This is a genomic window from Microbispora catharanthi, assembly GCF_006334915.2.
GTDB classification, from domain to species: Bacteria; Actinomycetota; Actinomycetes; order Streptosporangiales; family Streptosporangiaceae; genus Microbispora; species Microbispora catharanthi.
Genome location: NZ_VDMA02000002.1, coordinates 475,005 through 501,316, shown reverse-complemented (window position 1 = coordinate 501,316; position 26,312 = coordinate 475,005). Strand labels below are relative to the sequence as shown.

Genomic DNA, 26,312 nt, shown 5'->3' with positions numbered 1-26,312 from the left:
GTCCCTCAGTTTCCGGTCGTCTCGCCCTTGTCGGCGCCCGTCTTGGCCAGGCTGGCCTTGGCGGCGGCGACGACGCGGTCGGCGGTGAGGCCGAACTGCTCGTAGATCGTCTTGTACGGCGCGGAGGCGCCGAAGTGCTCGAGCCCCAGGACCTCGCCCGCATCTCCAACGAACTCGCGCCAGCCCAGCGTGATTCCCGCCTCGACCGCGACCCGGGCCTTGACGGCGGGGGGCAGCACGGTCTGCTTGTAGGCGGCGTCCTGCTCCCGGAACCACTCCACGCACGGCATGGAGACCACGCGGGTCGGGATGCCCTGCGACTCCAGGATCGTGCGGGCCTCGACGGCGAGCTGGACCTCGCTGCCGGTACCGATGATCACGACCGCGGGCTGGCCGTTGGACGCGTCCTGCAGGACGTAGCCGCCCCGCGCGACGGCGTCGGGGTCGCCCGCGCCGTCCAGGGTGGGGACGTTCTGCCGGGTCAGGGCGAGGCCCGCCGGGCGGTCGTCGTGCTCAAGGACGGCCTTCCACGCGGCCGCCGTCTCGTTGGCGTCGGCCGGGCGGACGACGTCCAGGCCGGGGATCGCGCGCAGCGCCCACAGGTGCTCGATCGGCTGGTGGGTCGGGCCGTCCTCGCCCAGGCCGATCGAGTCGTGCGTCCAGACGTAGGTCACCGGCAGCTTCATCAGCGCGGCGAGCCGCACCGACGGCCGCATGTAGTCGCTGAACACCAGGAACGTGCCGCCGTACGGGCGGGTGCCGTTGTGCAGCGCGATGCCGTTCAGGATCGCGCCCATGCCGTGCTCGCGGATGCCGAAGTGCAGCGTCCGGCCGTACCGGTTCCCGGGGAACTCCTTGGTCTGGTACTCGTCCGGGATGAAGGACGGTTCGCCCTTCATCGTGGTGTTGTTGGACTCCGCGAGGTCGGCCGAGCCGCCCCACAGCTCCGGCAGCACCGGCGCGAGCGCGCTCAGCACCTCGCCGGACGCCTTCCGGGTGGCGACCTGCGAGCCGATCTCGAACGACGGCAGCGCCTTGTCCCAGCCCTCCGGCAGCTTGCGCTTGGAGATCCGGTCGAACAGCTCCGCCCGCTCGGGGTTGGCCTCGCGCCAGCTCTGGTAGCCCTTGTCCCATTCGGCGCGCAGGGCCCGGCCGCGCTCGACGACCTCACGCGCGTGGTCGAGCACCTCGGCGGGCACCGCGAAGCTCTTGTCGGGGTCCATGCCGAGGACGCGCTTGGTCGCCGCGACCTCGTCGGCGCCCAGGGCCGAGCCGTGGATCTTGCCGGTGTTCTGCTTGTTCGGCGCCGGCCAGCCGATGATCGTGCGGAGCTTGATGAACGTCGGCCGCTCGGTCTCCGCGCGGGCCGCCTCAAGCGCGTCGTACAGCGCCTGGACGTCCTCCTCGTACTCGCCGGTCGCGGTCCAGTCGACCTCCAGGACGTGCCAGCCGTACGCCTCGTAGCGCTTGGTGATGTCCTCGGACAGGGCGATCTGGGTGTCGTCCTCGATGGAGATGTGGTTGGAGTCGAAGACCACGGCCAGGTTGCCGAGCTTCTGATGGCCGGCCAGGGCGCTGACCTCGTGGCTGATGCCCTCCTCGAGGTCACCCTCGGAGGCGAAGCACCAGATCATGTGGTCGAACGGCGAGGCGCCGGGGGCGGCGTCCGCGTCGAACAGGCCCCGCTCGCGGCGGGCCGCCATGGCCATGCCGACCGCGTTGCCGATGCCCTGGCCGAGCGGGCCGGTCGTGGTCTCCACGCCGGCCGTGTGGCCGTACTCGGGGTGGCCCGGGGTGAGGCTGCCCCACTGCCGGAGCGCCTTGAGGTCGTCCAGGGTCAGGCCGTAGCCGGACAGGTAGAGCTGAATGTAAAGCGTCAGGCTCGAATGCCCGCAGGAAAGGACGAACCTGTCTCGTCCCGCCCACTTGGGATCCGAGGGGTCATGACGCAGGACCCGCTGGAACAGAAGGTAGGCGGCGGGCGCGAGGCTCATCGCGGTGCCGGGGTGACCCGATCCCGCCTTCTCCACGGCGTCCATCGCCAGGGCCCGCACGACGTCGACCGCCTGCCGGTCAAGGTCACTCCACTCAAGGCTTCCGCTGCTCAACTGCTCGATCCCCTCTTGTTTTCGCGCCGGTTCTGGCATTTCCCGCCCACAGGGGACCCTAACGGGTTCCTCGTAATACCGTTTGGTAGCCACCTCGGTAACGGTGCCTGCGGCTTCGGCCCCGGTTCGGGGACCACCTGCGGTGGCGACTACAGTGATTTCGCAAGTGCCGGCTGCTGCCCGGAGACAGGCTGCCCGGAGATCCGCCCTAATCAGAGGTTACGCGTTGACCCCGCACGTGTTGGAAGCGCCTTGACTGTCTTGACGAACAAGCAGACGGTGGCCCCCCTCGGGTCCGCCGCGACGGCCACGGCTCCCCGCTCCATCGGGGCGCTCGTGAAGGCCTACGTGGCGCTCACCAAGCCCCGGATCATCGAGCTGCTGCTGATCACGACCCTGCCGGTCATGTTCCTCGCGGCGCATGGCCTGCCCGACCTGTGGGCCGCGACCGCCACCATGGTGTTCGGCACCCTGTCGGCGGGCAGCGCGAACGTCCTGAACTGCTACATCGACCGGGACATCGACCGGACGATGCGGCGAACCCGCAGGCGGCCGCTCGCCAAGCACGACGTGTCGCCGATGGGCGCGCTGATTTTCGGTGTGATTCTCGGCACTCTTTCCACGCTCGGGCTCGCGCTCACGGTCAACGGACTGGCCGCCGCGCTGGCGCTCGGCGCGATCCTGTTCTACGTCTTCGTGTACTCGCTGGTGCTCAAGCGGCGCACGTCGCAGAACATCGTGTGGGGCGGCATCGCCGGTTGCATGCCGGTGCTGATCGGCTGGGCCGGCATCACCGGCGGGCTGTCGTGGGCCCCGGTCGTGCTGTTCGGCGTCGTGTTCTTCTGGACGCCGCCGCACACCTGGACGCTCGCCATGCGCTACCGCGAGGACTACGCGGCCGCCGACGTGCCCATGCTTCCGGTGGTCACCACCGAGCGCCGGGTCGTCCAGCAGGTCGTCGCCTACACCTGGGCCACCGTGCTGTGCTCGCTGCTGCTGTGGCCGATCGCCGGCACCTCCCTGCTCTACCCGGCCGCCGCGCTCGTGCTCGGCGCGGTCTGCCTGGTGGAGGTCTACCGCCTGCTCGGCCGGGTGAACGCCGGCAAGACCGGCGTCGACCTGCGCCCGATGCGGTTCTTCCACTGGTCGAACATCTACCTGGCGCTGCTCTTCCTCGCCGTCGCGCTCGACTCCCTGGTCGCCTGATCCCTTCCCGCCCGGCCCGCCTACGTCGGGCGTGCCGCCGGAATACGTCGCAGCGCTGATGCCGCCGGCCGCGTCCTTGCGTACGTTCGAGCCATGGAACGGATGGCGGTGTGGCGTGCCGCATGGGCGGGGCCCGGCGGCGAACCGCGCCGGCTGGAACCGCTCGACGCCCTGTTCGCGGCCGTCCTCGGCGTCCTCGCCGCGCTGGGCTCGGCGTCCGCCCTGTCCGAGCGTGGCCTGCGGCTCGACGCGGCCGGGTACGCGCTGGTCGCGGTGGCGGCGGCCGGGCTCGTGGCGCGGCGGGCGTGGCCGCTCGCGGCCCTCGCGACGACCTTCACGGCGACGATCGCCTTCCTGGCCCGCGGCCATCCGTACGCCCCGGTGCTCGAACTGACGTCGGTGGCGGTCTACTCGGTCGCCGCCTGGCGCCCGGAACGGGTGTCGGCGGCGGCGCTGGCGGCGGTGGCCGTCGCCTACCTGTCGTTCTCGTCCTGGACTGCGGCGCCGGCCGCGCCGGAGATGGGCGTGCCCGCGCTGGCCGCCCTGTGGCTCCTCGCGCCGTGGGCGGCCGGGGTGGCCGTGCGTGCGTACCGCCGGGTCAGGGCGCGGGCCGCCGAGGCCGAGCGCCTGGGCCACGTCCAGGAGGAGCGTCTGCGGATGGCCCGGGAGGTGCACGACATCGTGGGCCACAGCCTCGCGGTCATCAACATGCAGGCGGGGGTGGCCCTGCACGTGCTGCACAGACGGCCGGAGAGGGCGGAGGAGTCGCTGCGGGCCGTGCGGGAGGTCAGCGCCCAGGCGCTGGAGGAACTGCGGGTGGCGCTGCGGACGCTGCCCGGGACGCTGGACCAGGGCCTGGCCCCGGCGCCGGGCCTGGAGCGGGTGCCGGAGATCGTCGAGGCGGTGCGGCGGGGAGGCCTGCCGGTGAACCTGGTCGTCGAGGGAGCGCGACGCCGGGTGCCCGTCGCGGTGGATCTGGCCGGATATCGGATCGTGCAGGAGTCGCTGACCAACGTGGTGCGTCACGCCGGTGCGTCCCGGGCGGACGTGCGGGTGACGTACGGGCCGGACACGGTGTCGGTGACGGTGACCGACGACGGGACCGGCCGCCCGGGGCATGACGGTGACGTCCGGGGCGGCGGGCATGGCGCAGGACAGGGCGGCGGGCACGGCCTGCCCGGAATGCGGGAGCGCGCGGCGTCGGTGGGCGGCGCTCTGGAGGCGGGCCCGTGCCCGGGAGGCGGCTTCCGGGTCCTGGCCGTCCTGCCCTGCGAACCACGCGCCGGCGGCGGGACCCGCGGATGAGGCCGGCGGGGGACGGACCCGGGCCCGTCATCCGGCTGGCGGTGGTGGACGATCAGGCGCTGGTACGCATGGGCGTGCGCATGCTGGTGGAGGACGAGCCGGACATCGACCTGGTGGCCGAGGCGGCCGACGGGGCGGCAGCGGTGGCCGCCGTCCGCCGGTGGCGCCCCGATGTGGTTCTCATGGACATCCGGATGCCGGTGCTCGACGGGATCGAGGCGTTGCGGCGGATCGTCGCCGAGGCCCCCACGACCCGGGTGGTCATGCTGACGTCGTTCGATCTGGACGACCACGTGTTCGACGCGCTGCGGGCGGGCGCCTCGGGCTTCCTGCTGAAGAGCGCGGAGCCCGACGAGATGCTGCGGGCGGTGCGGGTGGTGGCCGAGGGCGAGTCCCTGCTGTCGCCCGCGGTCACCCGGCGGGTGATCGCACGGTTCGCCGGGCGGCCGGGGCCGCCCGGCGAGGCCAGGGCGCGGCTGTCCGCGCTCACCGAGCGCGAACGCGAGGTGGTTGGGTGGGTGGCCGCGGGCCTGTCCAACGACGAGATCGCGCTCAGGCTCGTGGTCAGCGCCGCCACCGTGCGCACGCACGTGGGCCGTGCGATGACGAAACTGGGCGCGCGCGACCGCGCCCAGCTCGTCGTGTTCGCCTACCAGGGCGGGCTGCCGATCCCGGAGGGCTGACTTCGCGGGCGCGGCGCGGGCACGGGACGGGCGGGCCACCAGGTCGCGGGGCCGATGTCGAGGGCCAGGGCGGGGACCAGGATCGTGCGCACCACGAACGCGTCGACGAGCACGCCGAGCGCGACCAGCAGGCCGAGCTGGATGTTGAGGACCACCGGGGTGATGGTCAGGACCAGGAACGTCGCGGCGAGCACGACGCCGGCGCCGGTGATGACGCCCCCGGTCGCGACGAGCGCGGTCACCGTTCCCTCCCGGTGACCATGCCGCGCGACCTCCTCGCGCGCCCGGGCCATGAGGAAGATCGTGTAGTCCACGCCCAGCGCGACCAAGAACAGGAAGCCGAGCGTGAGCGCGGTCTGGTCGGTGCGGGGGAACCCGAGGGCGTGGAACAGCAGCGTGGACAGACCGGCGGCCGCGCCGGACGAGAGCAGGGCGCAGCCGAGCAGCAGCAGGGGCGCGACGACCGCGCGGAGCAGGACGCCGAGGACGAGGGTGACGACGCCGATGACGAGAGGGGCGATCACCGCCAGGTCGCGGTCCATCGCGGCGTCGCGGTCGAGCAGCGCCGCGGTCTGGCCCCCGACCAGCGCGCCGGGCGCCGCCCGGGCGAGCCGGGCGCGCAACCCCGCCACCGATCGCCTGGCCGGCTCGCTCGCCGGGGTGTCGGCGAGCACGGCGGTGATCCGCACCCAGCGGCCCGAAGCGGAGGTCTCGGCGGAGCCGGTCGAGGCGATCCCGGGCGCCGTCCTGGCCAGGGCGGCGACGGACGCGGCGGCCCGCACCGGGGCGTAGACGAGGGCGGGAGCGGTGGTGCCGCCGGGGAAGTGCGCGCGGATGATCTCCTGCCCGGCCGCCGACTCGGGCTTGCGCGTGAAGTTGTCGCCGCCGTCGAGGACGCCCGCCCGCAGGAAGACCGTGCCGCAGGTCAGCGCGGCGAGCGCGAGCCCGGCCAGGGCCCAGGCGCGGCGCGGCCGACGGGAGACGAGCGCCCCGATCCGCTGCCAGATCCGCGTGCTGCGGGCGCCGGGAGCCCGACGACGGGGGATCGCGGGCCAGAAGACGCCCCGGCCCAGCGCCGTCAGGAGCGCCGGCAGCAGGGTGGTCATCGCCAGCAGCGCCGCCATGACGGCGACCGCGGCGAGCGGGCCGAGCCCCTTGGTGGAGTTCATGTCCGCCGCGAGCAGCGCCAGCGCGGCGAGGGCCATCGTCGCGGCGGAGGCCGCCACGGACGGCACGGTGCGCCGCAGCGCGAGCGCCATCGCGCGGTGCCGGTCGGCGTGCTCCGCCAGCTCCTCCCGATAGCGGGAGATCAGCAGGAGCGCGTAGTCGGTGCCGAGCCCGAAGACCAGGACGATCATCAGGATCGAACCGGAGCCGCTGACCTCGGCGCCCGCCCTGCCGGCCAGCACGGCCCCGGCCTGCGCGGCCACCACGCCCGCCGCCACGCAGGCGAGGGGGACGAGCGGCAGGACCGGGCTGCGGTAGGTGACGAACAAGAGCAGCGCGACCACCCCCACGGTGACCAGGGTCAGCGTCCCGTCGATCCGCCCGTTGGCTGCCGTCGCGTCCGCGCGAAAGGCGGCGGGCCCCGTGGCGGCCGCCGCGAGCCCGGCGGGCAGTCCGGCCCGCATGATCTCCCGGGCCCGGGCCACGATCTCCCCGGCCTCGCCGGTCTCCATGGCGCGGCCCGGCACCGGGACGGTCAGCGTGAGCGCCTCCCCGTCGGCCGAGGGCGCCGGGCCGGTCACGTTCCCGCCCGCGAGGGCCCGGAGCCGGTCCCGATCGTCCAGCACGGTCTCGCGGTCGGCGGCGCTCAGGCCGCCCTCCCGCGCGTACACGAGGACCAGCGTGCTGTCGCTCCCAGCGGGGAACTCCCACCTGGCCAGCTCCACGGCCCGGGTCGACTGGGCGCTCGCGGGCATCCAGTTGGTCTCGTCGTTGTCCTGCACCCGGCCGATGCCCCCGGCCAGCGCGCCGAGGGGAACGAGCATCACCAGCCAGGCGGCGATCACCGCCCACTTGCCGATCCGCCCGGCCGGCAGACCGGCCAGGCGCCGCAACGTCTCCATTCCGCACCTCTCGTCGTCCTCGATGGGAGATCAACGGTGGTGGGCGGGGGGCGTCGCGGGCGTCCCCCGTGGAACGTCATGTGCCGCTACGGCGCGGCGCGTACGCCGTCGGGCCGTCCGCCGTACGGATCAGGCGCGGTAGGTGCGGCCGCGCTGATCCGGTGCGGTCGCGACCGGGTCGCCCGGTGACGTACGCGCCGAGGTCACACGGTGATGACGACCTTGCCGAACGCCTTGCCTGAGGCGTAATAGCGGTAGGCGTCGTGAGCCTGATCGAAGGGGAACACGCGGTCGATGACCGGGTGCAGGTCGTTGACCTCGACGGCTCGGTTCATGGCGAGGAACTGGGCTCGGCTGCCGACCGCGACGGCGCGCACGGTGGCGCCGGAGGCGAAGAGCGTGCGCGCATCGAGCGGAGGCGCGGTGTCGGAGACGAAGCCCACGCAGGCGACGTGCCCTGCCACCGCCACCGCCTTGAGGGACTGTTCCAACAGGCCGGCGACGTCGATGACGCGGTCGGCGCCCCGCCCGCCGGTGAGTTCGCGGACCCTCGCGGGCCAGTCGGGGACGGCCCGGTAGTCGATGACCTCGTCCGCGCCGAGGCCGAGCAGGCGGGCTGCCTTCTCGGGGCCGCTGGTGGTGGCGATCACCCGGGCGCCGAGCGTCTTGGCGAACTGCAGGGCGAACAGCGACACCCCGCCCGATCCCTGCGTCACCACGGTCTGGCCAGGACGCAGGCCGTCCGCGCCGGTCACGGCGTTCCAGGCGGTGACCGCGGCGCACGGGAGCGTCGCCGCCTCCTCGTACGACAAATGGCCGGGGACCGGCACCAACGCGTCCTCGTCGACCACGGCGCGTTCGGTGAGCATGCCGTCCAGCGAGCCGCCGCGCTGGGGCAGGTGCTCGATGCCGAACGGGCCGTCCTGCCAGCTCGGGAAGAGGGTGGCGGTGACCCGTTCGCCGATCCGCCGGGAGCCGACCCCGGGCCCGACCGACACGATGTCGCCGGCCCCGTCGGACACCGGGACCACGTCCGGCTTCACCGGCAGGACGTAGTCGCCGCGGGCGATCATCAGTTCCCGGAAGCTCAGAGACGCCGCGCGTACGGCGACGACGACCTGACCGGCGCGGGGGACCGGATCGGGGTGGTCTCTGATCGTCAGACCCGCGAGCCCGGCGCCGCTGTCCAGGTGGTAGCTGCGCATCGTCAGGCCCGGGCCTCGGAGTCGGTGGCGAGCGGGACGGGGGCGCCGGTCTTGCTGTAGCCGAGGGCCTCGACGATTCTCCCGTCCCGGACCCGCATGAGGTTGACTCCGCGCACCGAGTCCTCGGGGCCGTCGCCGAAGCGGTAGCGCCACAGGATAGTCGCGCGGTCGCCGTCGACCCAGACGTCCTCGGGCCCGAATTGGGTGGTGCGGTCGTCGGCGAGCGCCCGCCAGAACGTCAGGCACGCCTGGCGTCCCTCGACGCGCTCTCCGTCCGGAGCCGGCTGGATCGCCTCCATCACGCAGTCCTCGGCGATCAGGTCGTCGAGGACCTCGGGGGCGTGGTGGACGAACGCGTGGTTGAAACGGTCGATGACCTCGGCCGTGGTCCGTTGCGGCACTTCGGCTCCTTCGTATGAATAGAACGTTCGGTCTATGCTTTTATATCGACCAATCGATCTACTCGTCAACAGGGCCGGCCCCACCGTCAGGCCGGGTTCTCGGCGTCAGGCGCGGTAGGTGCGGCGGACGTTGTCGTCGGGTGTGGGAAGGCGCTCGGCGGCGGGGCCTTCGGCGAAGCCCTTCAGCAGGTTGGTCGTCGCGGTGGTGACGAAGGCCCGCGTACGCGCGTCGATCCCGTGGGCCCGCGGCAGGTCGCGGGTGCGTGCCATGAGCGTCTCGGCCCACCGCATGGTCCCCGAGGCGAACACCCCGGCCCCGCTCGGGACCGTGTAGTAGGCCGCGTCGGCGAAGCTGGGCCGCCCCACGCAGGTCACCGGCGAGTGGGCGAGGATCTGCAGCGGCCTGGGCGTCGGCACGTCGGTGTTCACCCGGTCGTACTCCACGCCCACGAGGTGCGGGAACGCGTCGCCACGGCGCACGCCGGCGCCCGCGAAGATCCAGTGACGGGGCTCGTGCACCACGAACGGCGCGTCCACGGGATAGCCGTCGTAGTAGACCCCGATGAGCGACGACTCGGGATCGGCCTTCGGCGCCGCCCGGAAGTCGGTCGTCGCCAGCGACGGGCGCGTGCGGAGCAGCGGGTCGCGGTCCACCGCGGTCTTGTAGCAGACCACCAGCTTGCCGTCCTCCTCCATCCGGACGCGGCGGTAGCAGGTGTTGGCGCCCAGGAAGGCCAGGTTGGCCCCGGCGTCGCGGGCCTCGGTCACCGTGCGGCGCACCCCGGGCGTCCAGTACTCGTCGTGCCCGAGGAAGATCACCGAGGAGGCGCCGCTGAGCACGTCGTCGCCGGCCTCCAGGTCGCCGCCCGTCGTGTACGCCAGGGGCAGGCCGAGTCGTTCGGCAAGCGCCACCACCGGCCGCTCGTGGATGAGGAACTTCTCCATTCCGGTGCTGTCGTAGGGCCGGTCGAAGCTGACCGCGAGCGAGCGGCTCTCGTAGCGGCCGTCCTCGCCGTAGTAGAGGCTGTAGCCGCCCCACCGGTTGTACGCCTGCCAGGTGGGGGTGGCGTGGACCAGGACCGTGCGGCCGGCCCCGGAGGCCGAGCGCACGACCAGCGGCACGTACCGCTGGTGGCCGCGCTCGGTGTCCAGGCGCAGCAGGTAGGCCCCCTCCGGCCAGCCTTCCGTGGACACGGTCAGGGAGCGCCGCCACCCGGCGCGTACGGTGCGGGTGTCGCCGGCGAGCCGTCCGCGGCCCTGGTCGCGTCCCCTCATCCACCCCGAACGCCACACCCTGCGGGCGAGCGTCCCGCCGTACCAGCCCATCCGGTAGGCCGTCACCCGGTAGCGGCCCTCGGCGGTGGAGACGTGCAGCCCGAACGACTCCCCGGGCAGCACGCTCGCGCGGTCGCCGTAGCCCTCGATCGCCTCGTCGGGTCCCCGCCTGCGCACCCGCCAGTCCGGGTCGCCGGGCAGCAGCCGTTCCGCCACCGGCCTCCTGCCCGGCGAGGTGGAGGTGGAGGAGGGCGAAGGGGAGGCGGGAGTGGAGCCTTCCCGGGACCCGGGCGCGCATGCGGCGGCGACCGAGCCGACGGCGGCGGCGCACGCGACACGGAGGAAACCGCGTCGTCCGAGCCCGTCACGTGGTGCGACATCCATGATCGCCCATTGTGCCCGCAACGGGGACGTGCCGGGGACGGCCGGCACGCCTGCGAGATACTTGCCTCGGCACGGAATGCATGGGGATCTTTTGAGGCCGGAGGAGGACCGCGGCGGGCGTGGTCGGTTACAGTCGCACAGTGGCAGGCCTCGACCCCCGCGCCGTTCTCAGGGAGCGTCCGTCCATCGGCCTCATCGTGGGTCTGGTCGTCGCCGGAATCTGCGCCCTGGTGTCGTTCTCCTTCGACATCATCAACGGCGAGCCGGTCCAGTTCTTCATCGCGCTCGGGCTCGCCGTGGCCCCCGTGCCGCTGCTGCTCGCGGGCGTGCTCGCCCTCGACCGGATGGAACCGGAACCGCGCAGCAACCTGATCTTCGCGTTCGCCTGGGGCGCCGGCATCGCCGTCCTGCTCGCCGGCGTGCTCAACTCGCTCAACCTCGTCTACGTGGCCCATCAGCTCGGGGACACGACCAGCGCGCGCAACCTCGTCGCCACGTTCGGCGCCCCGCCCGTGGAGGAGACGGCCAAGGGGCTGGTCCTGCTCGGGCTGCTGTGGTTCCGGCGGCAGGAGCTGGACGGGCCCACCGACGGGATCATCTACGCCAGCATGGTCGGGCTCGGCTTCGCCATGTCGGAGAACGTCAGCTACTACCTCGCCGCCCTCGAGGAGAACGGCGCGCAGGGGCTGGCCGCCACGCTCGTGCTGCGGGCCGTGCTGTCGCCGTTCGCCCATCCGCTGTTCACCTCCCTGATCGGCATCGCCGTCGCGTACGCCGCCCAGCGCGGCGGCGCGGTGGGGGTCGTCGTCATCGTCATCGGGTGGATCGGCGCCATGCTGCTGCACGGCCTCTGGAACGGCTTCGCCTCCTTCGGCGGCCTCGGCGGGCTCGCCATCGCCTACCTGCTGCTGATGATCCTGCTCATCGTCGAGCTCATCGTGATCTTCCGGGACAGACGGCGGATCGTCGGCCTGATCCAGCACTACCTGCCGCCGTACGAGCGCAACGGGCTGATCAACCAGGCCGACATCTTCATGCTGTCGTCCCTGCGCCGCCGGCGGCAGGCCAGGGCGTGGGCCAAGGCCCACGGCGGCAGGGCCGGGGCACGGGCGATGATCGACTACCAGGTCGCCTCCACCGAGCTCGGGCTGCTGCACGCCCGCGCGGCCCGGGGCGGGGTGGACGAGGAGACCTTCCGCGTCCAGCAGCGGTCGCTCGCGGACCTCATGGCCTACGCCAGGCTGTCGTTCCCGCTGCCGGAGCGTCACCAGGCGAACGCCGCGCGGGGGGTGCCTCCGCCGGGGTACGCGCCGGGCGCCCCGCCCCCGGGCCGGTGGCCCGGCGGTGGCCCCGCGGTGCCGCCCTGGTATGGACGGCAACCGGGCGGGCCGGGCTACGGTCCGCCGCCGGGCGGGCCGCCGCCCGGATACGGGCACCCGCTGGGCGGTCCCGGACAGCCGCCGGGCCCGCCACAGGGTCCGCCACACGGCCCGCCACAGGGCGGCCCCGGCGCCGGGCCGGGTGCCGGGCCCGGCGACCCGCGGCGCTGATTCCGCGCCGCGGCACGATCGCGGTACCGCTTGGCCCGGACGGCCGGTGCGTGTTTCAATCACTGTGCGCGGTGGCCACTTGATGGGTGGGCTCCAGGAGGGCGTGCGGCGATGTCGCACGCGTTCTTCTCGTACGACAGCCCAAGACGGCGCGACCTTCCCCGAAGGCGTGCCCGCCCACCATGAGGAGAACCCCCCATCATGAGCACCACAGCGCAATCCCCGCGTTGGAGATCGCTGTCCCTGAGATCGGGGCGAAAGCTCGCCGTACTCGCCGCGGTGGCGGCCGTGCTCGCCGGTCTCGTCGCGGTCCTGACGCAGACCGCGGCAGAGGCGCACGGCGCCCTGCAGGCCCCCGCGAGCCGCACGTACGCGTGCTACACCGACGGTCTCACCGGCGGCCAGATCATCCCGAACAACCCCGCCTGCAAGGACGCCGTGGCGGCCGGCGGCACCCAGCCTCTCTACGACTGGTATGGCGTGCTCCGCTCCGACGGAGGCGGCAGAACCCGGGGCTTCATCCCCGACGGCCAGCTGTGCAGCGGCGGTTTCAGCAAGTACGCCGCCTACGACGCGCCCAGGACCGACTGGCCGACCACCACGCTGAAGGCGAACAGCACCTACGACTTCGTCTACGGCGCGTGGGTGCCGCACCCCGGCGGCTTCAAGCTCTACGTCACCAAAGACGGATGGGACCCGACCAAGCCGCTGACGTGGGCCGACATGGAGGAGCAGCCGTTCCTCACGGTCGACCCCGAGCCCGCGGTCACCAACGGCGCCTACCGCTTCTCCGGCAAGCTGCCCAACAAGAGCGGCCGGCACATCATCTACGCCGTCTGGTACCGGTCCGACAGCCAGGAGACCTTCTACGGCTGCTCGGACGTGAACTTCCTCAACGACGGCGCCTCGCCCAGCCCTTCGCCGAGCCCTTCGCCGAGCGCCTCGCCCACCAGGAGCCCGTCGCCGAGCCCCTCGGCCTCCCCGACGTCCGGCAACCCGGCGTGCACGGCCACGGTGAAGCTGACCAACACCTGGCAGGGCGGCTTCCAGGGCGAGGTCACGATCAAGAACACCGGCACGGGCCCGCTCAACGGCTGGTACGTCCAGTGGCAGATGTCGAACGGCGCGACGATCACCCAGGCGTGGAACGGGACGTCCATGCAGAGCGGGCCGTTCGCGATGATCCACGCTCCGGCGTGGAACTCCTCGCTGGCCCCGGGGGCCTCGGCCACGGCCGGGTTCCTCGGCAGCGGGTCGGCCACGCCGTCGATCAGCGACATCAGCTGCGGCTGAGCGGGGCCTGATCTCGCCGGGCACGGCCCGGCGCCGGGGTGAGTCCGCGGGAGACGCCCGGGGATGCCGTCACGGCGGCCCCCGGGCGTTGCGCGATGGGTGGGCGGAGGAGGATCCGCCTCGTACCCGCGGTGCGATAGCCACTGTGGGTGTGGCCTCACCTCCCTCTGGGGATGGTGGGAGCGCTCCCACGTGGCCCGGACCCTAACGTGCCGCGCCGTCACCGGCCAGTGGACGGGCCTCCGCCGGTCCTGTCCGCCCAGCTCAGGGCGTGCCGCCCGATGAAAGTTTCGCCGTGCCGCCCGCCGAGCCGCCCGCCGTGCCGCCCGCCGTGCCGCTCGTGGAGGCCGCCCGGCGAGGCGCGATTCAGCCGGCCAGCGCGCGGTCGAGCGCGGTCTCGCGACGGCCGAGGAAACGCGGGGAGGAGTGCAGGACCATGCTGTCCAGCAGGCCCTTGGCGGAGGCGGGGAACTCCCTGACGGCGTAGGCCACCGTCTCCATCGGCCAGTCGCGGCTGGAGTCGTCGCCGACGCCGAACGCGTCCAGCCCGGCCGCGCGGCACAGCGCGACGGCCCGGGGGAGGTGGAACACCTGGGTCACGACGACGAGACGGGACGCGCCGAAGATCTCCTTGGCCCGTACGCAGGAGTCCCACGTGTCGAACCCGGCGTAGTCGAGCACGATCTTTCCGGCCGGGACGCCGTGCGCGATCAGGTAGTCACGCATGATCGAAGGCTCGTCGTAGTCCCTGCGGCTGTTGTCGCCTGACAGCAGCAGGGCCCGCACCTTTCCCGTGCGGTACAGCTCGGCGGCGATGTCGAGCCGGGCGCCCAGCATCGCACTGGGCTGCCCGTTCCAGACGCCCGCGCCCAGCACGAGCGCGGCCGGCATCGCGGGCACCTCGGCGGTCCAGCGCGTGCCCGGCTCCGCCGTCACCCGGTGGGCGGCGCTCGTCAGCCAGGCCCAGGTCATCGGCGCCAGCGGCAGCACGCTCAGGGCGACCAGCCCCTGGAAACCCCGGCGCAGGGCCGTACGTGACCAGGTCCAGGGGCGGATGACCTGGGACAGGACGCCCTTGCGGGACGAGGAGCCCGGTAAGCCGGCCACCTCGGGTCACACGCCCGCGTGGTGGAGCTCCGGCCGCTCGGGAGCGGGGGCGGGCGCGGGGCCCCGGGTCCGCATCAGGAAGACGACGCGCAGCGCGCAGACCCACACGAGCGTCGCTCCCAGCACGTGCAGGAGCACCAGCGCCGCGGGGACCGCGAGGAAGTACTGCACGTACCCGACCACGCCCTGGGACAGCTCCACCCCGAGCAGCACGAGCGCGGCGCGCCGGGCGCGGCCGGGGGAGTCGGTGACGTGCAGGGCGAACACCAGGGCGAACGTCAGCCCGACGACGACGTAGGCGATGTCCGTGTGCAGCCGCACCACGCTCTGGATGTCGAAGCCGAAGCGGGAGGCCGCCTCGTCTCCCGAGTGCGGCCCGGTGCCGGTCACCACCATCCCGGCCAGCAGCAGCGCGAGGGCGGCCGCGGTCAGCACGTATCCGAGCGTGCGGATGTCCCGGTGGACCACCCGCTCGGGAGGGGCGTCGCCCTCGTCCGCCCGCGCGAACAGCACGACGGCGGCGGCGATCATGCCGATGGACAGCAGGAAGTGGACGCTGACGGTCACCGGGTTGAGCATCGTGTGGACCACGACGCCGCCCCACAGGGCCTGGACGAGGACGCCGGCCGGCTGCAGCAGTGCGAGCCGTAGCAGAACCGGGCGGCCGCGCTCGCCCCGCGACAGCCGCCACGCGGCGATCACGCAGGGGACCGCGACCGCGAGCACGAGGAACGCCAGCAGCCGGTTGCCGAACTCGATCGCCATGTTGAGGGGCGCGTGGGTGTCGATCCTCGCCGGCACGAAGCTGTCCGGCGTGCAGCGCGGCCAGGTCGGGCAGCCGAGGCCGGAGCCGGTGACGCGGACGGCGGCGCCGGTGACGGTGATGCCGACGTTGACCACGATCGCCGCCAGGGCCCACCGCCGCATCGACTCGCTCGTCGGGAACATGAACGAGCGATAGAAGGCGAGCAGCGTGCCGCGGATCCGGTCAGTCGTGGGATTCACGGAATTCATCGTAGGCGGCCGTGTGGGTGGTCCCTTCTCCGGGCCGCGCGCCGTCCGGCGAGTTCAGCGCCGCCCCGCTCCTTCGGGCCCGCCCGGGTACGCGCTGATCGTTTCCCTGGCAGGGGCCGGTACGATCGGCCGTACGGGACCGAGGAGGGCGGTGGCCGGTCGATGGGCGGGGCGTGGGACGGACCGGCGGGCCGCGAGCGTGACGGCCTCCGCGCGCCGGGCGCCGGAGCGCGGCAGAACCTGCGCGAGCAGGTGGCGCAGGCGCTGCGCGACGCGCTGGTGGCCGGGGAGATGCGGCCCGGCGTCGTCTATTCGGCCCCCGCGCTGGCGGTCAGGTTCGGGGTCTCGGCCACGCCGGTGCGGGAGGCGATGCTCGACCTCGCCAAGGAGGGCCTGTTCGAGGCCCTGCGCAACAAGGGCTTCCGGGTCGCGGAGGTGTCCGAGCGCGACCTCGACGAGATCATCGAGATCAGGCGGCTGATCGAGGTGCCCACGGTGGCCCGGCTCGCCGGAGAGTCCCGGGGCGCGGAGGCCGAGGCCCTGCGCCCGCTCGCCGAGGAGATCGTCTCGGCCGCCGGGAGGGGTGACCTGCTCGCCTACGTGGCCGCCGACCAGCGGTTCCACCTCGCGCTGCTGGCCCTGTCGGGCAACGTCCGGCTGGTCGAGACGGTCAGGGACCTGCGCGCCCGGGCCCGGCTCTACGGGCTGCGCGGGCTGCCCGACGCGCGGATGATGGCGGCCTCGGCGCGTGAGCACCTCGACCTTCTCGACGCCCTCGTACGCGGCGACGTCCAGGCGGCCGAGCGCCTGATGAACCACCATCTCCAGCACGTGCGCGCGATCTGGTCGGCCGACCCGGCGCAGCCGGAGGCCGGGCCGCACGGGTAGGCGTAACGCGGCCGGCGTGGCCTCCGGAAAACCGGAGGCGCCGACGGGTGCGCGGTTCCTAGGATCACCGCGTGGAGACGCCGAGCCCGGTCGACCTCGCCGCCGACCGCGATCCGCTGCCGGAGATCTACCGCCTGCGCGCGGAGTGCCACCGCCTCGACGCGCCGGAGGAGCCGTTCGCGACCGAGCAGGTGTGGCGGGGCGTCGTGCTGCACCCGCCGGCGCTCGTGACCCGCCTGCATTGGGTTGTCGAGGGGGGAGCCGGCGAGGGCGGGTACGCCGGGCTGTCGTGGATCCGCGGGGCCGCGGGCGCCTCGGTGGAGATCTGTGTGGCGCCGTCCCGCCGACGGCGCGGCCTCGGCCGGGCGCTGCTGGAGACCGTCGCCGTGCACGCGCGGACGCTCGGGTGCGCCCGTCTGGTGGGCCGCCACGCGGGCCCGAGCGGCGCCGCCTTCGCCGCCGCCGTGGGCGCGACGCCGGGGAACAGCCAGATCGTCTCCGTGCTGACCCTTCCGCCGAGAGGCGACGCGCGTCCGGTGCCCGGATACCGGTTGTGCTCGTGGATCACCCGGGCCCCGGACGACCTCGTCGAATCGTACGCCCGGGCCCGCAACGCGATCTCGGACGCACCGCACACGGAGGGGGCCGACGAGCCCCGGTGGACCGTCGAGACGGTGCGCGACTTCGAGGAGGCGCTGGTGCTGCGGGGCCGCCGGCAGCGCGTCACGGTCGCCCTGGATGCCGCGGGAGAGGTCGCGGGCTATACCGAGCTGCGCGTGTCGCCCGACACCGGAGCCGTCGCGGGCGTGGACGACACGGCGGTCGTCGCCGCGCACCGGGGGAGGGGCCTGGCCACCTGGATCAAGCGGGAGTCGTTGCGGCTGCTGGCCGCGGACCGGCCCGACGTCGCCCTGGTGACCACCGCGAACGACGCGTCGAACGCCGCGATCCTCGCGGTCAACCGGGCGCTCGGGTTCCGGCCCGTGTCCACCTGGACCGACGCCGTCCTCCGGCTGTAGTCCACCGGCCTGACCCGTACGGCTCAGCCGTCGCCGGCGCGGGTGGCGCCGATGGAGGCGACGACCACGCAGCCGATCGCCGCCCACTCGCGGACCTGGAGCACCTCGTGCAGGACGAACAGGCCGACGAGCGCGGCGGCAGCGGGCTCCAGGCTCATCAGGATGCCGAAGACCCGCTTGGGCATCCGGCGCAGGGCCTCCAGCTCCAGCGAGTAGGGGATGACCGAGGAGAGCAGGCCGACCCCGGCACCGATCAGCAGGATCTCGGGCCGCAGCAGGTCGCTCCCGCCCGCGGTGACCCCGATGGGCGCGACGACGATCGTGGACACGATCATGGCGAACGACAGCCCGCTCGCTCCGGGGAAGCGGGCGCCGGTGGCCGCGGAGAACACGATGTAGGCGGCCCAGCACGTCCCCGCCAGCGCCGCGCACCCGATGCCGACCCAGCTCGCGGTGCCCGCCCCTCCCCAGGGGGCGAGCAGGATCACGCCCGCGGCGGCCAGCGCCACCCACAGCAGGTCGAGCCGGCGGCGGGAGGACACCACGGCCAGGGTGAGCGGCCCGATGAACTCGATGGCCACCGTGATCCCGATCGGCAGCCGGGCGAGGGCCTCGTAGAACGACAGGTTCATCAGGCCGAGGCTGAGCCCGAACGCGACGCCGACGGCGAGGTCGCGCCGCGACAGCCCGCGCACCCTGGGCCGGACGACGGCCAGCAGCATGACGGCGCTGGTGGCGATGCGCAGGAAGACCACGGCCGAAGGGGGCAGCTGCGTGAACAGGTTCTTGGCCAGTCCGGCGCCCACCTGGACCGACAGGATGCCCAGCAGCACCAGCCCCGACGGCGGTATCGCGTCCGAGGTGGCCCGCAGGGCCCTGCCCGGCGACGGCCTCATGCGATACGGCTCGGCTCCCGGAAGGGATTCAGCGGTCATGCCGGCGACCCCACAAAAATGGCATTGATCACGGACAAACGCCGCAATCATATGCGCCGGCCGTCAGGCCGCAGGTAGGGCCCCGGGCGTCGTCACTCCCTGCGGTCCGGTGTCACTCCCTGCGGTCCGGTGTCATTTCCGGCCACCCGTGTCATTCCGGCGGCCCGGGTGTCACTCCCAGCGGAACGTGCGGGCGGCCAGGGCGAGCGCGGCCACCGTCCAGCACAGCAGCACGAGCAGCGCGCCGCCGGGGAAGCCGCCGCCGTCGCTCAGGACGGTCCGCAGGCCGGAGGTGAGCGCGCTGATCGGCAGCAGCCCGAGCACGTGCTGCACCCCGGCCGGGAACCGGTCCAGCGGGAACAGCACGCCGCCGAGCCCGAGCAGCACCAGGTAGACGAGGTTGGCCCCGGCCAGCGTGGCCTCCGCCCGCAGTGTGCCGGCCATGAGCAGGCCGAGGCCGCTGAAGGCCGCCGTGCCCAGCAACAGGAGCGGCACGGCCCACAGCGGGTCGCCGTGCGGCGACCAGCCGAGCGCGAGCGCCACCGCGACGATCACCACGACCTGCAGCGCCTCCACGGCGACGACCGCGACGGTCTTGGCCAGCAGCAGCCCGGCCCGCGAGAGCGGGGTCGCGCCCAGGCGCTTGAGCACGCCGTACCTGCGCTCGAAGCCGGTCGCGATCGCCTGCCCGGTGAACGCGGTCGACATGACCGCGAGCGCGAGGATGCCGGGGGCGACGAAGTCGACGCGGGCGCCGCCGCCGATGTCCACCAGCGGAGCGGTGGAGAAGCCGACAAGCAGCAGGACCGGGATGATCATGGTGAGCAGGAGCTGCTCGCCGTTGCGCAGCATGGCCCGGATCTCCGCGCCCGCCTGGGCGAGGACCATCCGGTGCAGCGGCGCGGCTCCCGGCCGCGGCGTGAGATCCAGCGTGGCGATCGTGCTCACCGCAGCTCCCTGCCGGTCAGTTCGAGGAAGACGTCCTCCAGCGTGCGCCGCTCGATGCGCAGGTCCTCGGTGGTGACGCCCTCGGTGGCGCACCAGGCGGTGACGGTGGCGAGCAGCTGCGGGCCGACCTGCCCCTCGATGATGTAGTGCCCCGAGGGCGACTCCTTGGCGGCGCTGCCCGGCGGCAGCGCGGCCAGCAGCTCCTCCAGGTCGAGTCCCGGGCGCGCGCGGAACCTGAGCTGGCGCTCGGCGCCGGTCAGCGATGCGGGCGTGCCCTCGGCCACCACCCGGCCGTGGTCGATGACCACCACGTGGTCGGAGAGCTTCTCGGCCTCGTCCATCTGGTGGGTCGTCAGCACCACCGACACCCCGGCGGCGCGCAGTGCGGCGACCAGGTCCCAGCAGGCGTGCCGTGCCTGCGGGTCGAGCCCGGCGGTCGGCTCGTCCAGGAAGACCAGTTCCGGCCGCCCGATCACGGCCGCCGCGAGCGACAGGCGCTGCTGCTGGCCGCCCGACAGCCGCCGGTACGGCGTGCGCGTGTGGCCGGTCAGGCCGAGCACGCCGAGGAGGGCGTCGGGGTCGAGCGGGTGGGCGTAGAACCGGGAGACCACCCGCAGCCACTCGCCCGCGCGGGCGGCGGGAGGCACGCCTCCCGTCTGCGGCATGATCCCCAGGCGCGGCCTGAGGGCGGGGTCGGCCGGGTCCAGGCCGAGCACGCGCACGGTCCCGCCGTCCGGCCGCCGGAAGCCCTCACAGATCTCGATCGTGGAGGTCTTGCCCGCGCCGTTCGGCCCGAGGATCGCCGTGACGGCGCCCCGCGCGCAGGTGAGGGTCAGCCCGTCGACGGCCGTGGTGCCTCCGTAGCGCTTGACCAGCCCGTCGATCTCGACCGCCGGCGCGCCGTCGCCCGCGCTGCCGAGCGTGCTCTCGAACGTGCTGTCAACCCCCGGCACTCCCACCGGCCTCCCCTCACAGGACCGACCGCCGGAGCGGCCGGATGCGGGCCGCCCTGTCAGTCGTCGACGGCATCGAGTCTAGGGAGCGGGAGGCGCGCTCTCGTCGGCGAGTGCCGCCATTCCAGCCCAGGGAGGTAAAGGATGCGGAAAAGTCCCATCGCCGCAGGTTAGGTAAGGCTTACCTGCGTGAGAAATTGCATCTCCGTCGACCCCGCCTTGGGTTTGTCGCCGGGGAAGGAATTACGGCACACTGATGTTGTGAAAAACGTGCAGGGGAAGCAGAACGCCGAGAAGGCCGTGGTGACGCGGCCCGTTCCGGCATCCCCTGTGCACATGGACATCAGTGCCGAGCGCGGCACCCGGGCCAGGGTGGCGCGTCTCATCCTGGAGCATGGCCCGGTGACCGCGGCGGCGCTCGGTGAGCGGCTCGGGCTGACCCCGGCCGCGGTGCGCCGCCATCTCGACGCGCTGCTGGCCGAGGGCATGATAGAGCCGCGTACGGCCCGTCCGCGTGCCCAGCGGGGGCGCGGCAGGCCGGCGAAGATGTTCGCGATCACCGACGCGGGGCGCAGCGCCTTCGTCCACGCCTACGACGACCTCGCCGGCAGCGCGCTGCGCTTCCTGGCCGAGCGCCTGGGCGGCGAGGCGGTGTCGGAGTTCGCGCGGGCGCAGGTGTCCGGGCTGGTCGGCCGGCTCGAGGCGCTGATGCGCGAGGTCCCCGCCGACCAGCGGGTCCGCGTGCTGGCCGAGGCGCTGTCCACCGAGGGCTACGCGGCGTCGGCGTCCGCGACGGGCAAGGGCGGCGAGCAGCTGTGCCAGCATCACTGCCCGGTCGCGCACGTCGCGGCGCAGTTCCCCCAGCTGTGCGAGGCGGAGACCGAGGCCTTCGCCCGGCTGCTGGGCACGCCCGTGCAGCGGCTCGCCACGATCGCCAACGGCGACGGGGTCTGCACCACCCACGTGAGTTCACACGCGCTCGCCGCACGGCACGCGCGTCCCGATCTATCGACCGCCGATTCATCGATCGCCGATCTATCGGCCGCACACCTATCGAGCACATCGACGAGCAAGGAGTCCGGAAGGTGACTGTCACCGACCGCCCGGAGCTGGAAGGCCTCGGGAATTACAAGTTCGGCTGGGCCGACACGGACGTGGCCGGGGCCACCGCCCGGCGTGGGCTGTCCGAAGAGGTCGTCCGCAACATCTCCGCGCTCAAGAACGAGCCGGAGTGGATGCTCGACCTGCGCCTCAAGGGCCTTCGGCTGTTCGGGAAGAAGCCGCTGCCGACCTGGGGCTCCGACCTCACCGGCATCGACTTCGACAACATCAAGTACTTCGTCCGCTCGACGGAGAAGCAGGCCGCGTCCTGGGACGAGCTGCCCCCCGACATCAAGAACACCTACGACAAGCTCGGCATCCCGGAGGCGGAGAAGCAGCGCCTCATCGCCGGCGTCGCCGCCCAGTACGAGTCCGAGGTCGTCTACCACAAGATCCGTGAGGACCTCGAGGAGAAGGGCGTCATCTTCGTCGACACCGACACCGGCCTGCGTGAGCACGAGGAGCTCTTCAAGGAGTACTTCGGCACGGTGATCCCGGTGGGCGACAACAAGTTCGCCGCGCTCAACACCGCCGTGTGGTCGGGCGGCTCGTTCATCTACGTGCCGCCGAACGTGAACGTCGAGATCCCGCTGCAGGCCTACTTCCGGATCAACACCGAGAACATGGGCCAGTTCGAGCGGACCCTGATCGTCGTGGACGAGAACTCCTACGTCCACTACGTCGAGGGCTGCACCGCGCCGATCTACTCGTCCGACTCGCTCCACTCGGCGGTCGTCGAGATCGTCGTGAAGAAGGGCGCCCGCTGCCGCTACACGACGATCCAGAACTGGTCGAACAACGTCTACAACCTGGTCACCAAGCGCGCGGTGGCGTACGAGGGCGCGACCATGGAGTGGATCGACGGCAACATCGGCTCCAAGGTCACGATGAAGTACCCGGCCGTCTACCTGATGGGCGAGCACGCCAAGGGCGAGACGCTGTCGGTCGCCTTCGCCGGCGAAGGCCAGCACCAGGACGCGGGCGCCAAGATGGTGCACCTCGCGCCCAAGACGTCCTCGACGATCATCTCCAAGTCCGTGGCGCGCGGCGGCGGCCGCACGTCCTACCGGGGCCTGGTGCAGATCGAGGAGGGCGCGGCCGGCTCGGCCTCGACCGTCAAGTGCGACGCGCTGCTGGTCGACCAGATCAGCCGCTCCGACACCTACCCCTATGTGGACGTCCGCGAGGACGACGTGTCGATGGGCCACGAGGCCACGGTCTCCAAGGTGTCGGAGGACCAGCTCTTCTACCTGATGAGCCGCGGCCTCGGCGAGGACGAGGCGATGGCCATGATCGTGCGCGGCTTCGTCGAGCCGATCGCCCGCGAGCTGCCCATGGAGTACGCCCTGGAGCTCAACCGCCTGATCGAGCTGCAGATGGAAGGAGCGGTCGGCTGATGGGCCTGGAGACCAAGCCGCTGTCGACGCTGCACGAGAAGTCGTCGTACGACGTGGCCGACTTCCCGGTGCCGACGGGCCGCGAGGAGGAGTGGCGCTTCACGCCGCTGTCGCGGCTGAAGGGGCTGCACAACGGCACGGCCGCCGTCACCGGCGGCGTCGTGGTGGACGTCGAGGCGGCGCCCGAGGTGCGCGTCGAGACCGTCGGCCGTGACGACGCCCGGCTCGGCAAGGCCTACACGCCGGCCGACCGGGTGAGCGCGCAGGCCTACTCGTCGTTCGAGAAGGCCACCGTCGTCACCGTGCCGAAGATGACGGCCGCCTCCCGGCCCACCGTGATCACCCTGCGGGGGTCCGGGGCGGGCGCCGCCGCCTACGGGCACATCCTCGTGTCGGTGGAGCCGATGGCCGAGGCCGTGCTGGTCCTGGACCACCGTGGCAGCGCCGTCTACGCCGACAACGTCGAGTTCGATGTGGCCGAGGGAGGGACGCTCAAGGTCGTCAGCCTGCAGGACTGGGACGACGACGCCGTGCACGTCTCCCACCACCACGCGCGGCTCGGCAAGGACGCGACGTTCCGCTCGTTCGTGGTCACCCTCGGCGGCGACCTCGTACGGTTGTCGCCCTCGGTGTCGTACACCGCCCCGGGCGGCGACGCCGACCTGACCGGCCTGTACTTCGTGGACGAGGGCCAGCACCTGGAGCACCGCCTGCTGGTGGACCACAGCGTGCCCAACTGCCGCAGCAACGTGACCTACAAGGGCGCGCTACAGGGCGACGGCGCCCACGCGGTCTGGATCGGCGACGTGATCATCCGGGCCGAGGCCGAGGGCACCGACACCTACGAGCTGAACCGCAACCTCATCCTCACCGACGGCGCCCGCGCCGACTCGGTGCCGAACCTGGAGATCCTCACCGGCGAGGTCGCGGGAGCGGGCCACGCGTCCGCCTCCGGCCGCCTCGACGACGAGCACATCTTCTATCTGCAGGCCCGCGGCATCCCGTTCGACGAGGCCCGCCGCCTGGTCATCCACGGCTTCTTCGCCCAGCTGCTGGAGAAGATCGAGGTGCCGGAGATCCGCGAGCGCGTCCTGTCCGCGGTCGAGGCGGAGCTGGCTCGATGAGCGCCGAGACCGCCCACTGGGAGAAGGTCTGCCAGGTCGGCGACATCCCCGACGGCGGCGTCATCGGCCTGGAGGTCGGGGAGACGCCGGTCGCGCTGGTGCGGACCGGCGGCGAGGTCTTCGCCCTGCACGACGTGTGCTCCCACGCGGAGGTCCGCCTCAGCGAGGGCGAGGTCTACGACCACACGCTGGAGTGCTGGCTGCACGGCTCCTGCTTCGACCTGCGCAGCGGCAAGCCCACCGGGCCGCCCGCGACCAGGCCCGTCAACGTCTACCGAGTCAAGATCGAAGGCGACGACGTGTACGTCTCGCTCTCGAAGGAGTAAATACAAGTGTCCACCCTTGAGATTCGTGACCTGCACGTCGCCGTGGGCGACAAGGAGATCCTGCGCGGCGTCGACCTGACGGTCCGCAGCGGCGAGACGCACGCCATCATGGGCCCCAACGGCTCGGGCAAGTCCACGCTGGCGTACGCCGTCGCGGGGCATCCCAAGTACACCGTCACCTCCGGCACCGTGCTGCTCGACGGCGAGGACCTGCTGGAGATGTCGGTGGACGAGCGCGCCCGCGCCGGCCTGTTCCTCGCCATGCAGTACCCGGTCGAGGTGCCCGGCGTCAGCGTGTCGAACTTCCTGCGCTCGGCGATCACCGCGGTCCGCGGCGAGGCGCCCAAGCTGCGCGAGTTCGCCAAGGAGCTGAAGGGGGGCATGGACGCGCTGTCCATCGACCCGGCCTTCGCCCAGCGCAACACCAACGAGGGCTTCTCCGGCGGCGAGAAGAAGCGCCACGAGATCCTCCAGCTGGAGCTGCTCAAGCCCAAGATCGCGGTGCTGGACGAGACCGACTCCGGCCTCGACGTCGACGCCCTGCGCGTCGTGTCCGAGGGCATCAACCGGTTCCGCGCCTCCGGTGACACCGGCGTGCTGCTGATCACCCACTACACCCGCATCCTGCGCTACGTGAAGCCGGACTTCGTCCACGTCTTCGCCGGCGGGCGCGTGGTCGAGGAGGGCGGCCCCGAGCTGGCCGACAAGCTGGAGGCCGAGGGCTACGAGGCGTACACGTCGAAGGCGTCCGCCTGATGAGTGCGCCCGGCTTCGACGTGGAGAGGATCAGGAAGGACTTCCCGGTCCTCGGCCGCGAACTCCCCGGAGGCAGGTCGCTGGTCTACCTCGACTCCGGCAACTCCTCCCAGAAGCCGACCCAGGTGATCGAGACCATGCGCGATCACCTGACCTGGCACTACGGCAACGTCGGCCGGGCGCTGCACGTGCTGGGCAGCGAGTCGACCGAGGCGTACGAGGCCGCGCGCGACAAGATCGCCGCGTTCGTGAAGGCCCCGTCGCGTGACGAGATCGTCTTCACCAAGAACGCCTCCGAGGCCCTCAACCTCGTGGCGTACGCCTTCGGCAACCCCGTCGGCGAGGACGAGCGGTTCCGGATCGGCCCCGGCGACGAGATCGTCATCTCGGAGATGGAGCACCACTCCAACATCGTGCCGTGGCAGCTGCTCGCGCAGCGGACCGGCGCGACGCTGCGCTGGTTCCCCGTGACCGACGAGGGCCGCCTCGACATCGGGGGCCTGGAGGAGCTGGTCAACGAGCGCACGAAGATCGTCTCGATCGCGCACCAGTCGAACGTGCTCGGCACGGTCAACTCGGTCTCGCCGATCCTGGCCCGCGTGCGCGAGGTCGGCGCGCTGATGATGCTCGACGCGTCGCAGTCGGTGCCCCACCAGCCCGTGGACGTGACCGAGCTGGGCGTCGACTTCGTCGCGTTCACCGGCCACAAGATGGTCGGGCCGTCCGGCATCGGCGTGCTGTGGGGCCGCCGTGAGCTGCTCGACGCCATGCCGCCGTTCCTCGGCGGCGGCGAGATGATCGAGGCGGTCTGGATGGACCGCTCGACGTACGCGCCGGTGCCGCACAAGTTCGAGGCGGGAACGCCGCCCATCGTCGAGGCGATCGGCCTCGGCGCGGCGGCCGACTACCTGACCGCCGTCGGCATGGACCAGATCAAGGCGCACGAGAAGGAACTGGTCGCGTACGCGCTGGAGGCGCTGCCGGAGGTCCCCGGGCTCAGGATCATCGGCCCGCGCACGCCCATCGCCCGCGGCGGCACGATCTCGTTCACGCTGGAGGGGATCCACCCGCACGACGTGGGGCAGATCCTCGACGACGTGTACGGGATCGCGGTGCGGGTAGGTCATCACTGCGCCCGGCCGCTCCACCTCAGGTTCGGAATTCCGGCGACCACGCGGGCGTCTTTCTACCTGTACAACACGACGGCCGAGATCGACGCACTGGTCCGCGGCCTCCACCACGTGCAGAAGGTGTTCGGCTGAGCC

At 72.5% G+C, this 26,312-nt stretch carries 23 protein-coding genes; 13 read left to right on the top strand and 10 right to left on the bottom strand.

From position 1 onward, the window contains the following. Window positions 1-5: 5 nt before the first annotated feature. Window positions 6-2,147 (bottom strand): transketolase, encoded by a 2,142-nt coding sequence (tkt, locus tag FH610_RS05470; RefSeq protein WP_205825563.1) that lies wholly within the window; start codon window positions 2,145-2,147, stop codon window positions 6-8. Between the two features lie 213 nt (window positions 2,148-2,360). On the opposite strand from tkt, the gene FH610_RS05465 reads away from it, so the two are divergent. The 3 genes from FH610_RS05465 to FH610_RS05455 all read left to right on the top strand — a co-directional run bounded on the left by FH610_RS05465 (window position 2,361) and on the right by FH610_RS05455 (window position 5,302). Further along, on the top strand, window positions 2,361-3,314 hold the full coding sequence (locus FH610_RS05465; RefSeq protein WP_139573136.1) for a heme o synthase: 954 nt from the start codon (window positions 2,361-2,363) through the stop codon (window positions 3,312-3,314). Between the two features lie 93 nt (window positions 3,315-3,407). Then, complete coding sequence (locus FH610_RS05460; protein WP_205825562.1) at window positions 3,408-4,619, top strand: sensor histidine kinase; 1,212 nt, start codon at window positions 3,408-3,410, stop codon at window positions 4,617-4,619. Then, the gene (locus FH610_RS05455; protein WP_139573135.1) at window positions 4,616-5,302 is read left to right on the top strand and encodes a response regulator; all 687 of its coding nucleotides are present in this window, start codon (window positions 4,616-4,618) and stop codon (window positions 5,300-5,302) included. Before FH610_RS05460 ends, FH610_RS05455 begins: the two co-directional genes overlap by 4 nt. Here the strand turns inward: FH610_RS05455 and FH610_RS05450 are convergent. The 4 genes from FH610_RS05450 to FH610_RS05435 form a co-directional block, all read right to left on the bottom strand. Next, window positions 5,269-7,371 carry an MMPL family transporter gene (locus FH610_RS05450; RefSeq protein WP_139573134.1) on the bottom strand — a complete coding sequence of 701 codons (2,103 nt, stop codon included), beginning with the start codon at window positions 7,369-7,371 and terminating at the stop codon, window positions 5,269-5,271. The two genes, FH610_RS05455 and FH610_RS05450, sit on opposite strands and share 34 nt — an antisense overlap. Before the next feature lie 203 nt (window positions 7,372-7,574). Further along, on the bottom strand, window positions 7,575-8,576 hold the full coding sequence (locus FH610_RS05445; RefSeq protein ID WP_139573133.1) for a zinc-dependent alcohol dehydrogenase family protein: 1,002 nt from the start codon (window positions 8,574-8,576) through the stop codon (window positions 7,575-7,577). Window positions 8,577-8,578: 2 nt separating this feature from the next. Continuing rightward, window positions 8,579-8,977, bottom strand: coding sequence for a nuclear transport factor 2 family protein (locus FH610_RS05440; RefSeq protein ID WP_139573132.1), 399 nt, complete (start codon window positions 8,975-8,977; stop codon window positions 8,579-8,581). A 105-nt stretch (window positions 8,978-9,082) separates the two neighbouring features. Continuing rightward, window positions 9,083-10,636 carry a N,N-dimethylformamidase beta subunit family domain-containing protein gene (locus FH610_RS05435; protein ID WP_139573131.1) on the bottom strand — a complete coding sequence of 518 codons (1,554 nt, stop codon included), beginning with the start codon at window positions 10,634-10,636 and terminating at the stop codon, window positions 9,083-9,085. Window positions 10,637-10,776: 140 nt separating this feature from the next. On the opposite strand from FH610_RS05435, the gene FH610_RS05430 reads away from it, so the two are divergent. Together FH610_RS05430 and FH610_RS05425 are read left to right on the top strand one after the other, a co-directional pair. Next, complete coding sequence (locus FH610_RS05430) at window positions 10,777-12,186, top strand: PrsW family intramembrane metalloprotease (protein ID WP_139573130.1); 1,410 nt, start codon at window positions 10,777-10,779, stop codon at window positions 12,184-12,186. 201 nt (window positions 12,187-12,387) lie between these two features. After that, a complete protein-coding gene (locus FH610_RS05425; protein WP_139573129.1) occupies window positions 12,388-13,479 on the top strand; it encodes a lytic polysaccharide monooxygenase auxiliary activity family 9 protein in 1,092 nt (363 codons plus the stop codon). A gap of 366 nt (window positions 13,480-13,845) precedes the next feature. Here FH610_RS05425 and FH610_RS05420 read toward each other — a convergent pair whose 3' ends face one another. Continuing rightward, a complete protein-coding gene (locus FH610_RS05420; RefSeq protein ID WP_240808776.1) occupies window positions 13,846-14,586 on the bottom strand; it encodes a SanA/YdcF family protein in 741 nt (246 codons plus the stop codon). A gap of 6 nt (window positions 14,587-14,592) precedes the next feature. Next, window positions 14,593-15,600: a COX15/CtaA family protein gene (locus tag FH610_RS05415; RefSeq protein WP_139573128.1), complete on the bottom strand. Its 1,008-nt coding sequence runs from the start codon at window positions 15,598-15,600 to the stop codon at window positions 14,593-14,595. A gap of 162 nt (window positions 15,601-15,762) precedes the next feature. On the opposite strand from FH610_RS05415, the gene FH610_RS05410 reads away from it, so the two are divergent. Together FH610_RS05410 and FH610_RS05405 are read left to right on the top strand one after the other, a co-directional pair. Further along, window positions 15,763-16,488, top strand: a complete 726-nt coding sequence (locus FH610_RS05410; protein WP_139573127.1) for a GntR family transcriptional regulator — start codon at window positions 15,763-15,765, stop codon at window positions 16,486-16,488. A gap of 71 nt (window positions 16,489-16,559) precedes the next feature. Continuing rightward, entirely contained in the window at window positions 16,560-17,507 is a 948-nt protein-coding gene (locus FH610_RS05405; protein WP_139573126.1) for a GNAT family N-acetyltransferase, read from the top strand. Window positions 17,508-17,530: 23 nt separating this feature from the next. On the opposite strand, the gene FH610_RS05400 is transcribed toward FH610_RS05405, so the two are convergent. From FH610_RS05400 to FH610_RS05390, 3 genes are all read right to left on the bottom strand, one after another. After that, window positions 17,531-18,442 (bottom strand): EamA family transporter, encoded by a 912-nt coding sequence (locus tag FH610_RS05400; protein ID WP_139573125.1) that lies wholly within the window; start codon window positions 18,440-18,442, stop codon window positions 17,531-17,533. A gap of 171 nt (window positions 18,443-18,613) precedes the next feature. Next, window positions 18,614-19,330 carry an ABC transporter permease gene (locus tag FH610_RS05395; RefSeq protein WP_139573247.1) on the bottom strand — a complete coding sequence of 239 codons (717 nt, stop codon included), beginning with the start codon at window positions 19,328-19,330 and terminating at the stop codon, window positions 18,614-18,616. Window positions 19,331-19,386: 56 nt separating this feature from the next. Beyond that, on the bottom strand, window positions 19,387-20,343 hold the full coding sequence (locus FH610_RS05390; protein WP_139573124.1) for an ABC transporter ATP-binding protein: 957 nt from the start codon (window positions 20,341-20,343) through the stop codon (window positions 19,387-19,389). A gap of 336 nt (window positions 20,344-20,679) precedes the next feature. Between FH610_RS05390 and FH610_RS05385 the strand changes: the two genes are divergently transcribed. Genes FH610_RS05385 through FH610_RS05360 form a run of 6 tightly spaced genes read left to right on the top strand, consistent with a single transcriptional unit; the run spans window position 20,680 to window position 26,309 of the window. Next, window positions 20,680-21,432 carry a helix-turn-helix transcriptional regulator gene (locus FH610_RS05385; protein WP_139573246.1) on the top strand — a complete coding sequence of 251 codons (753 nt, stop codon included), beginning with the start codon at window positions 20,680-20,682 and terminating at the stop codon, window positions 21,430-21,432. After that, window positions 21,429-22,841, top strand: coding sequence for a Fe-S cluster assembly protein SufB (sufB, locus tag FH610_RS05380; RefSeq protein WP_030507291.1), 1,413 nt, complete (start codon window positions 21,429-21,431; stop codon window positions 22,839-22,841). Before FH610_RS05385 ends, sufB begins: the two co-directional genes overlap by 4 nt. Beyond that, the gene (gene sufD / locus FH610_RS05375) at window positions 22,841-23,965 is read left to right on the top strand and encodes a Fe-S cluster assembly protein SufD (protein WP_139573123.1); all 1,125 of its coding nucleotides are present in this window, start codon (window positions 22,841-22,843) and stop codon (window positions 23,963-23,965) included. The genes sufB and sufD overlap by 1 nt, the downstream gene beginning before the upstream one ends. Next, window positions 23,962-24,291 (top strand): non-heme iron oxygenase ferredoxin subunit, encoded by a 330-nt coding sequence (locus FH610_RS05370; RefSeq protein ID WP_139573122.1) that lies wholly within the window; start codon window positions 23,962-23,964, stop codon window positions 24,289-24,291. The genes sufD and FH610_RS05370 overlap by 4 nt, the downstream gene beginning before the upstream one ends. A 6-nt stretch (window positions 24,292-24,297) precedes the next feature. After that, window positions 24,298-25,047 carry a Fe-S cluster assembly ATPase SufC gene (gene sufC / locus FH610_RS05365; protein ID WP_139573121.1) on the top strand — a complete coding sequence of 250 codons (750 nt, stop codon included), beginning with the start codon at window positions 24,298-24,300 and terminating at the stop codon, window positions 25,045-25,047. Continuing rightward, a complete protein-coding gene (locus FH610_RS05360) occupies window positions 25,047-26,309 on the top strand; it encodes a cysteine desulfurase (protein WP_139573120.1) in 1,263 nt (420 codons plus the stop codon). The genes sufC and FH610_RS05360 overlap by 1 nt, the downstream gene beginning before the upstream one ends. The last annotated feature ends 3 nt before the right edge of the window (window positions 26,310-26,312 follow it).

Coding starts and splice junctions, on each gene's coding strand:
- tkt (WP_205825563.1), bottom strand. CDS start 2,147: ATGCCAGAACCGGCGCGAAAACAAGAGGGGATCGAGCAGTTGAGCAGC.
- FH610_RS05460 (WP_205825562.1), top strand. CDS start 3,408: ATGGAACGGATGGCGGTGTGGCGTGCCGCATGGGCGGGGCCCGGCGGC.
- FH610_RS05455 (WP_139573135.1), top strand. CDS start 4,616: ATGAGGCCGGCGGGGGACGGACCCGGGCCCGTCATCCGGCTGGCGGTG.
- FH610_RS05450 (WP_139573134.1), bottom strand. CDS start 7,371: ATGGAGACGTTGCGGCGCCTGGCCGGTCTGCCGGCCGGGCGGATCGGC.
- FH610_RS05445 (WP_139573133.1), bottom strand. CDS start 8,576: ATGCGCAGCTACCACCTGGACAGCGGCGCCGGGCTCGCGGGTCTGACG.
- FH610_RS05435 (WP_139573131.1), bottom strand. CDS start 10,636: ATGGATGTCGCACCACGTGACGGGCTCGGACGACGCGGTTTCCTCCGT.
- FH610_RS05425 (WP_139573129.1), top strand. CDS start 12,388: ATGAGCACCACAGCGCAATCCCCGCGTTGGAGATCGCTGTCCCTGAGA.
- FH610_RS05415 (WP_139573128.1), bottom strand. CDS start 15,600: ATGAATTCCGTGAATCCCACGACTGACCGGATCCGCGGCACGCTGCTC.
- FH610_RS05410 (WP_139573127.1), top strand. CDS start 15,763: ATGGGCGGGGCGTGGGACGGACCGGCGGGCCGCGAGCGTGACGGCCTC.
- FH610_RS05400 (WP_139573125.1), bottom strand. CDS start 18,442: ATGACCGCTGAATCCCTTCCGGGAGCCGAGCCGTATCGCATGAGGCCG.
- FH610_RS05395 (WP_139573247.1), bottom strand. CDS start 19,330: ATGGTCCTCGCCCAGGCGGGCGCGGAGATCCGGGCCATGCTGCGCAAC.
- FH610_RS05385 (WP_139573246.1), top strand. CDS start 20,680: ATGGACATCAGTGCCGAGCGCGGCACCCGGGCCAGGGTGGCGCGTCTC.
- sufD (WP_139573123.1), top strand. CDS start 22,841: ATGGGCCTGGAGACCAAGCCGCTGTCGACGCTGCACGAGAAGTCGTCG.
- FH610_RS05370 (WP_139573122.1), top strand. CDS start 23,962: ATGAGCGCCGAGACCGCCCACTGGGAGAAGGTCTGCCAGGTCGGCGAC.
- FH610_RS05360 (WP_139573120.1), top strand. CDS start 25,047: ATGAGTGCGCCCGGCTTCGACGTGGAGAGGATCAGGAAGGACTTCCCG.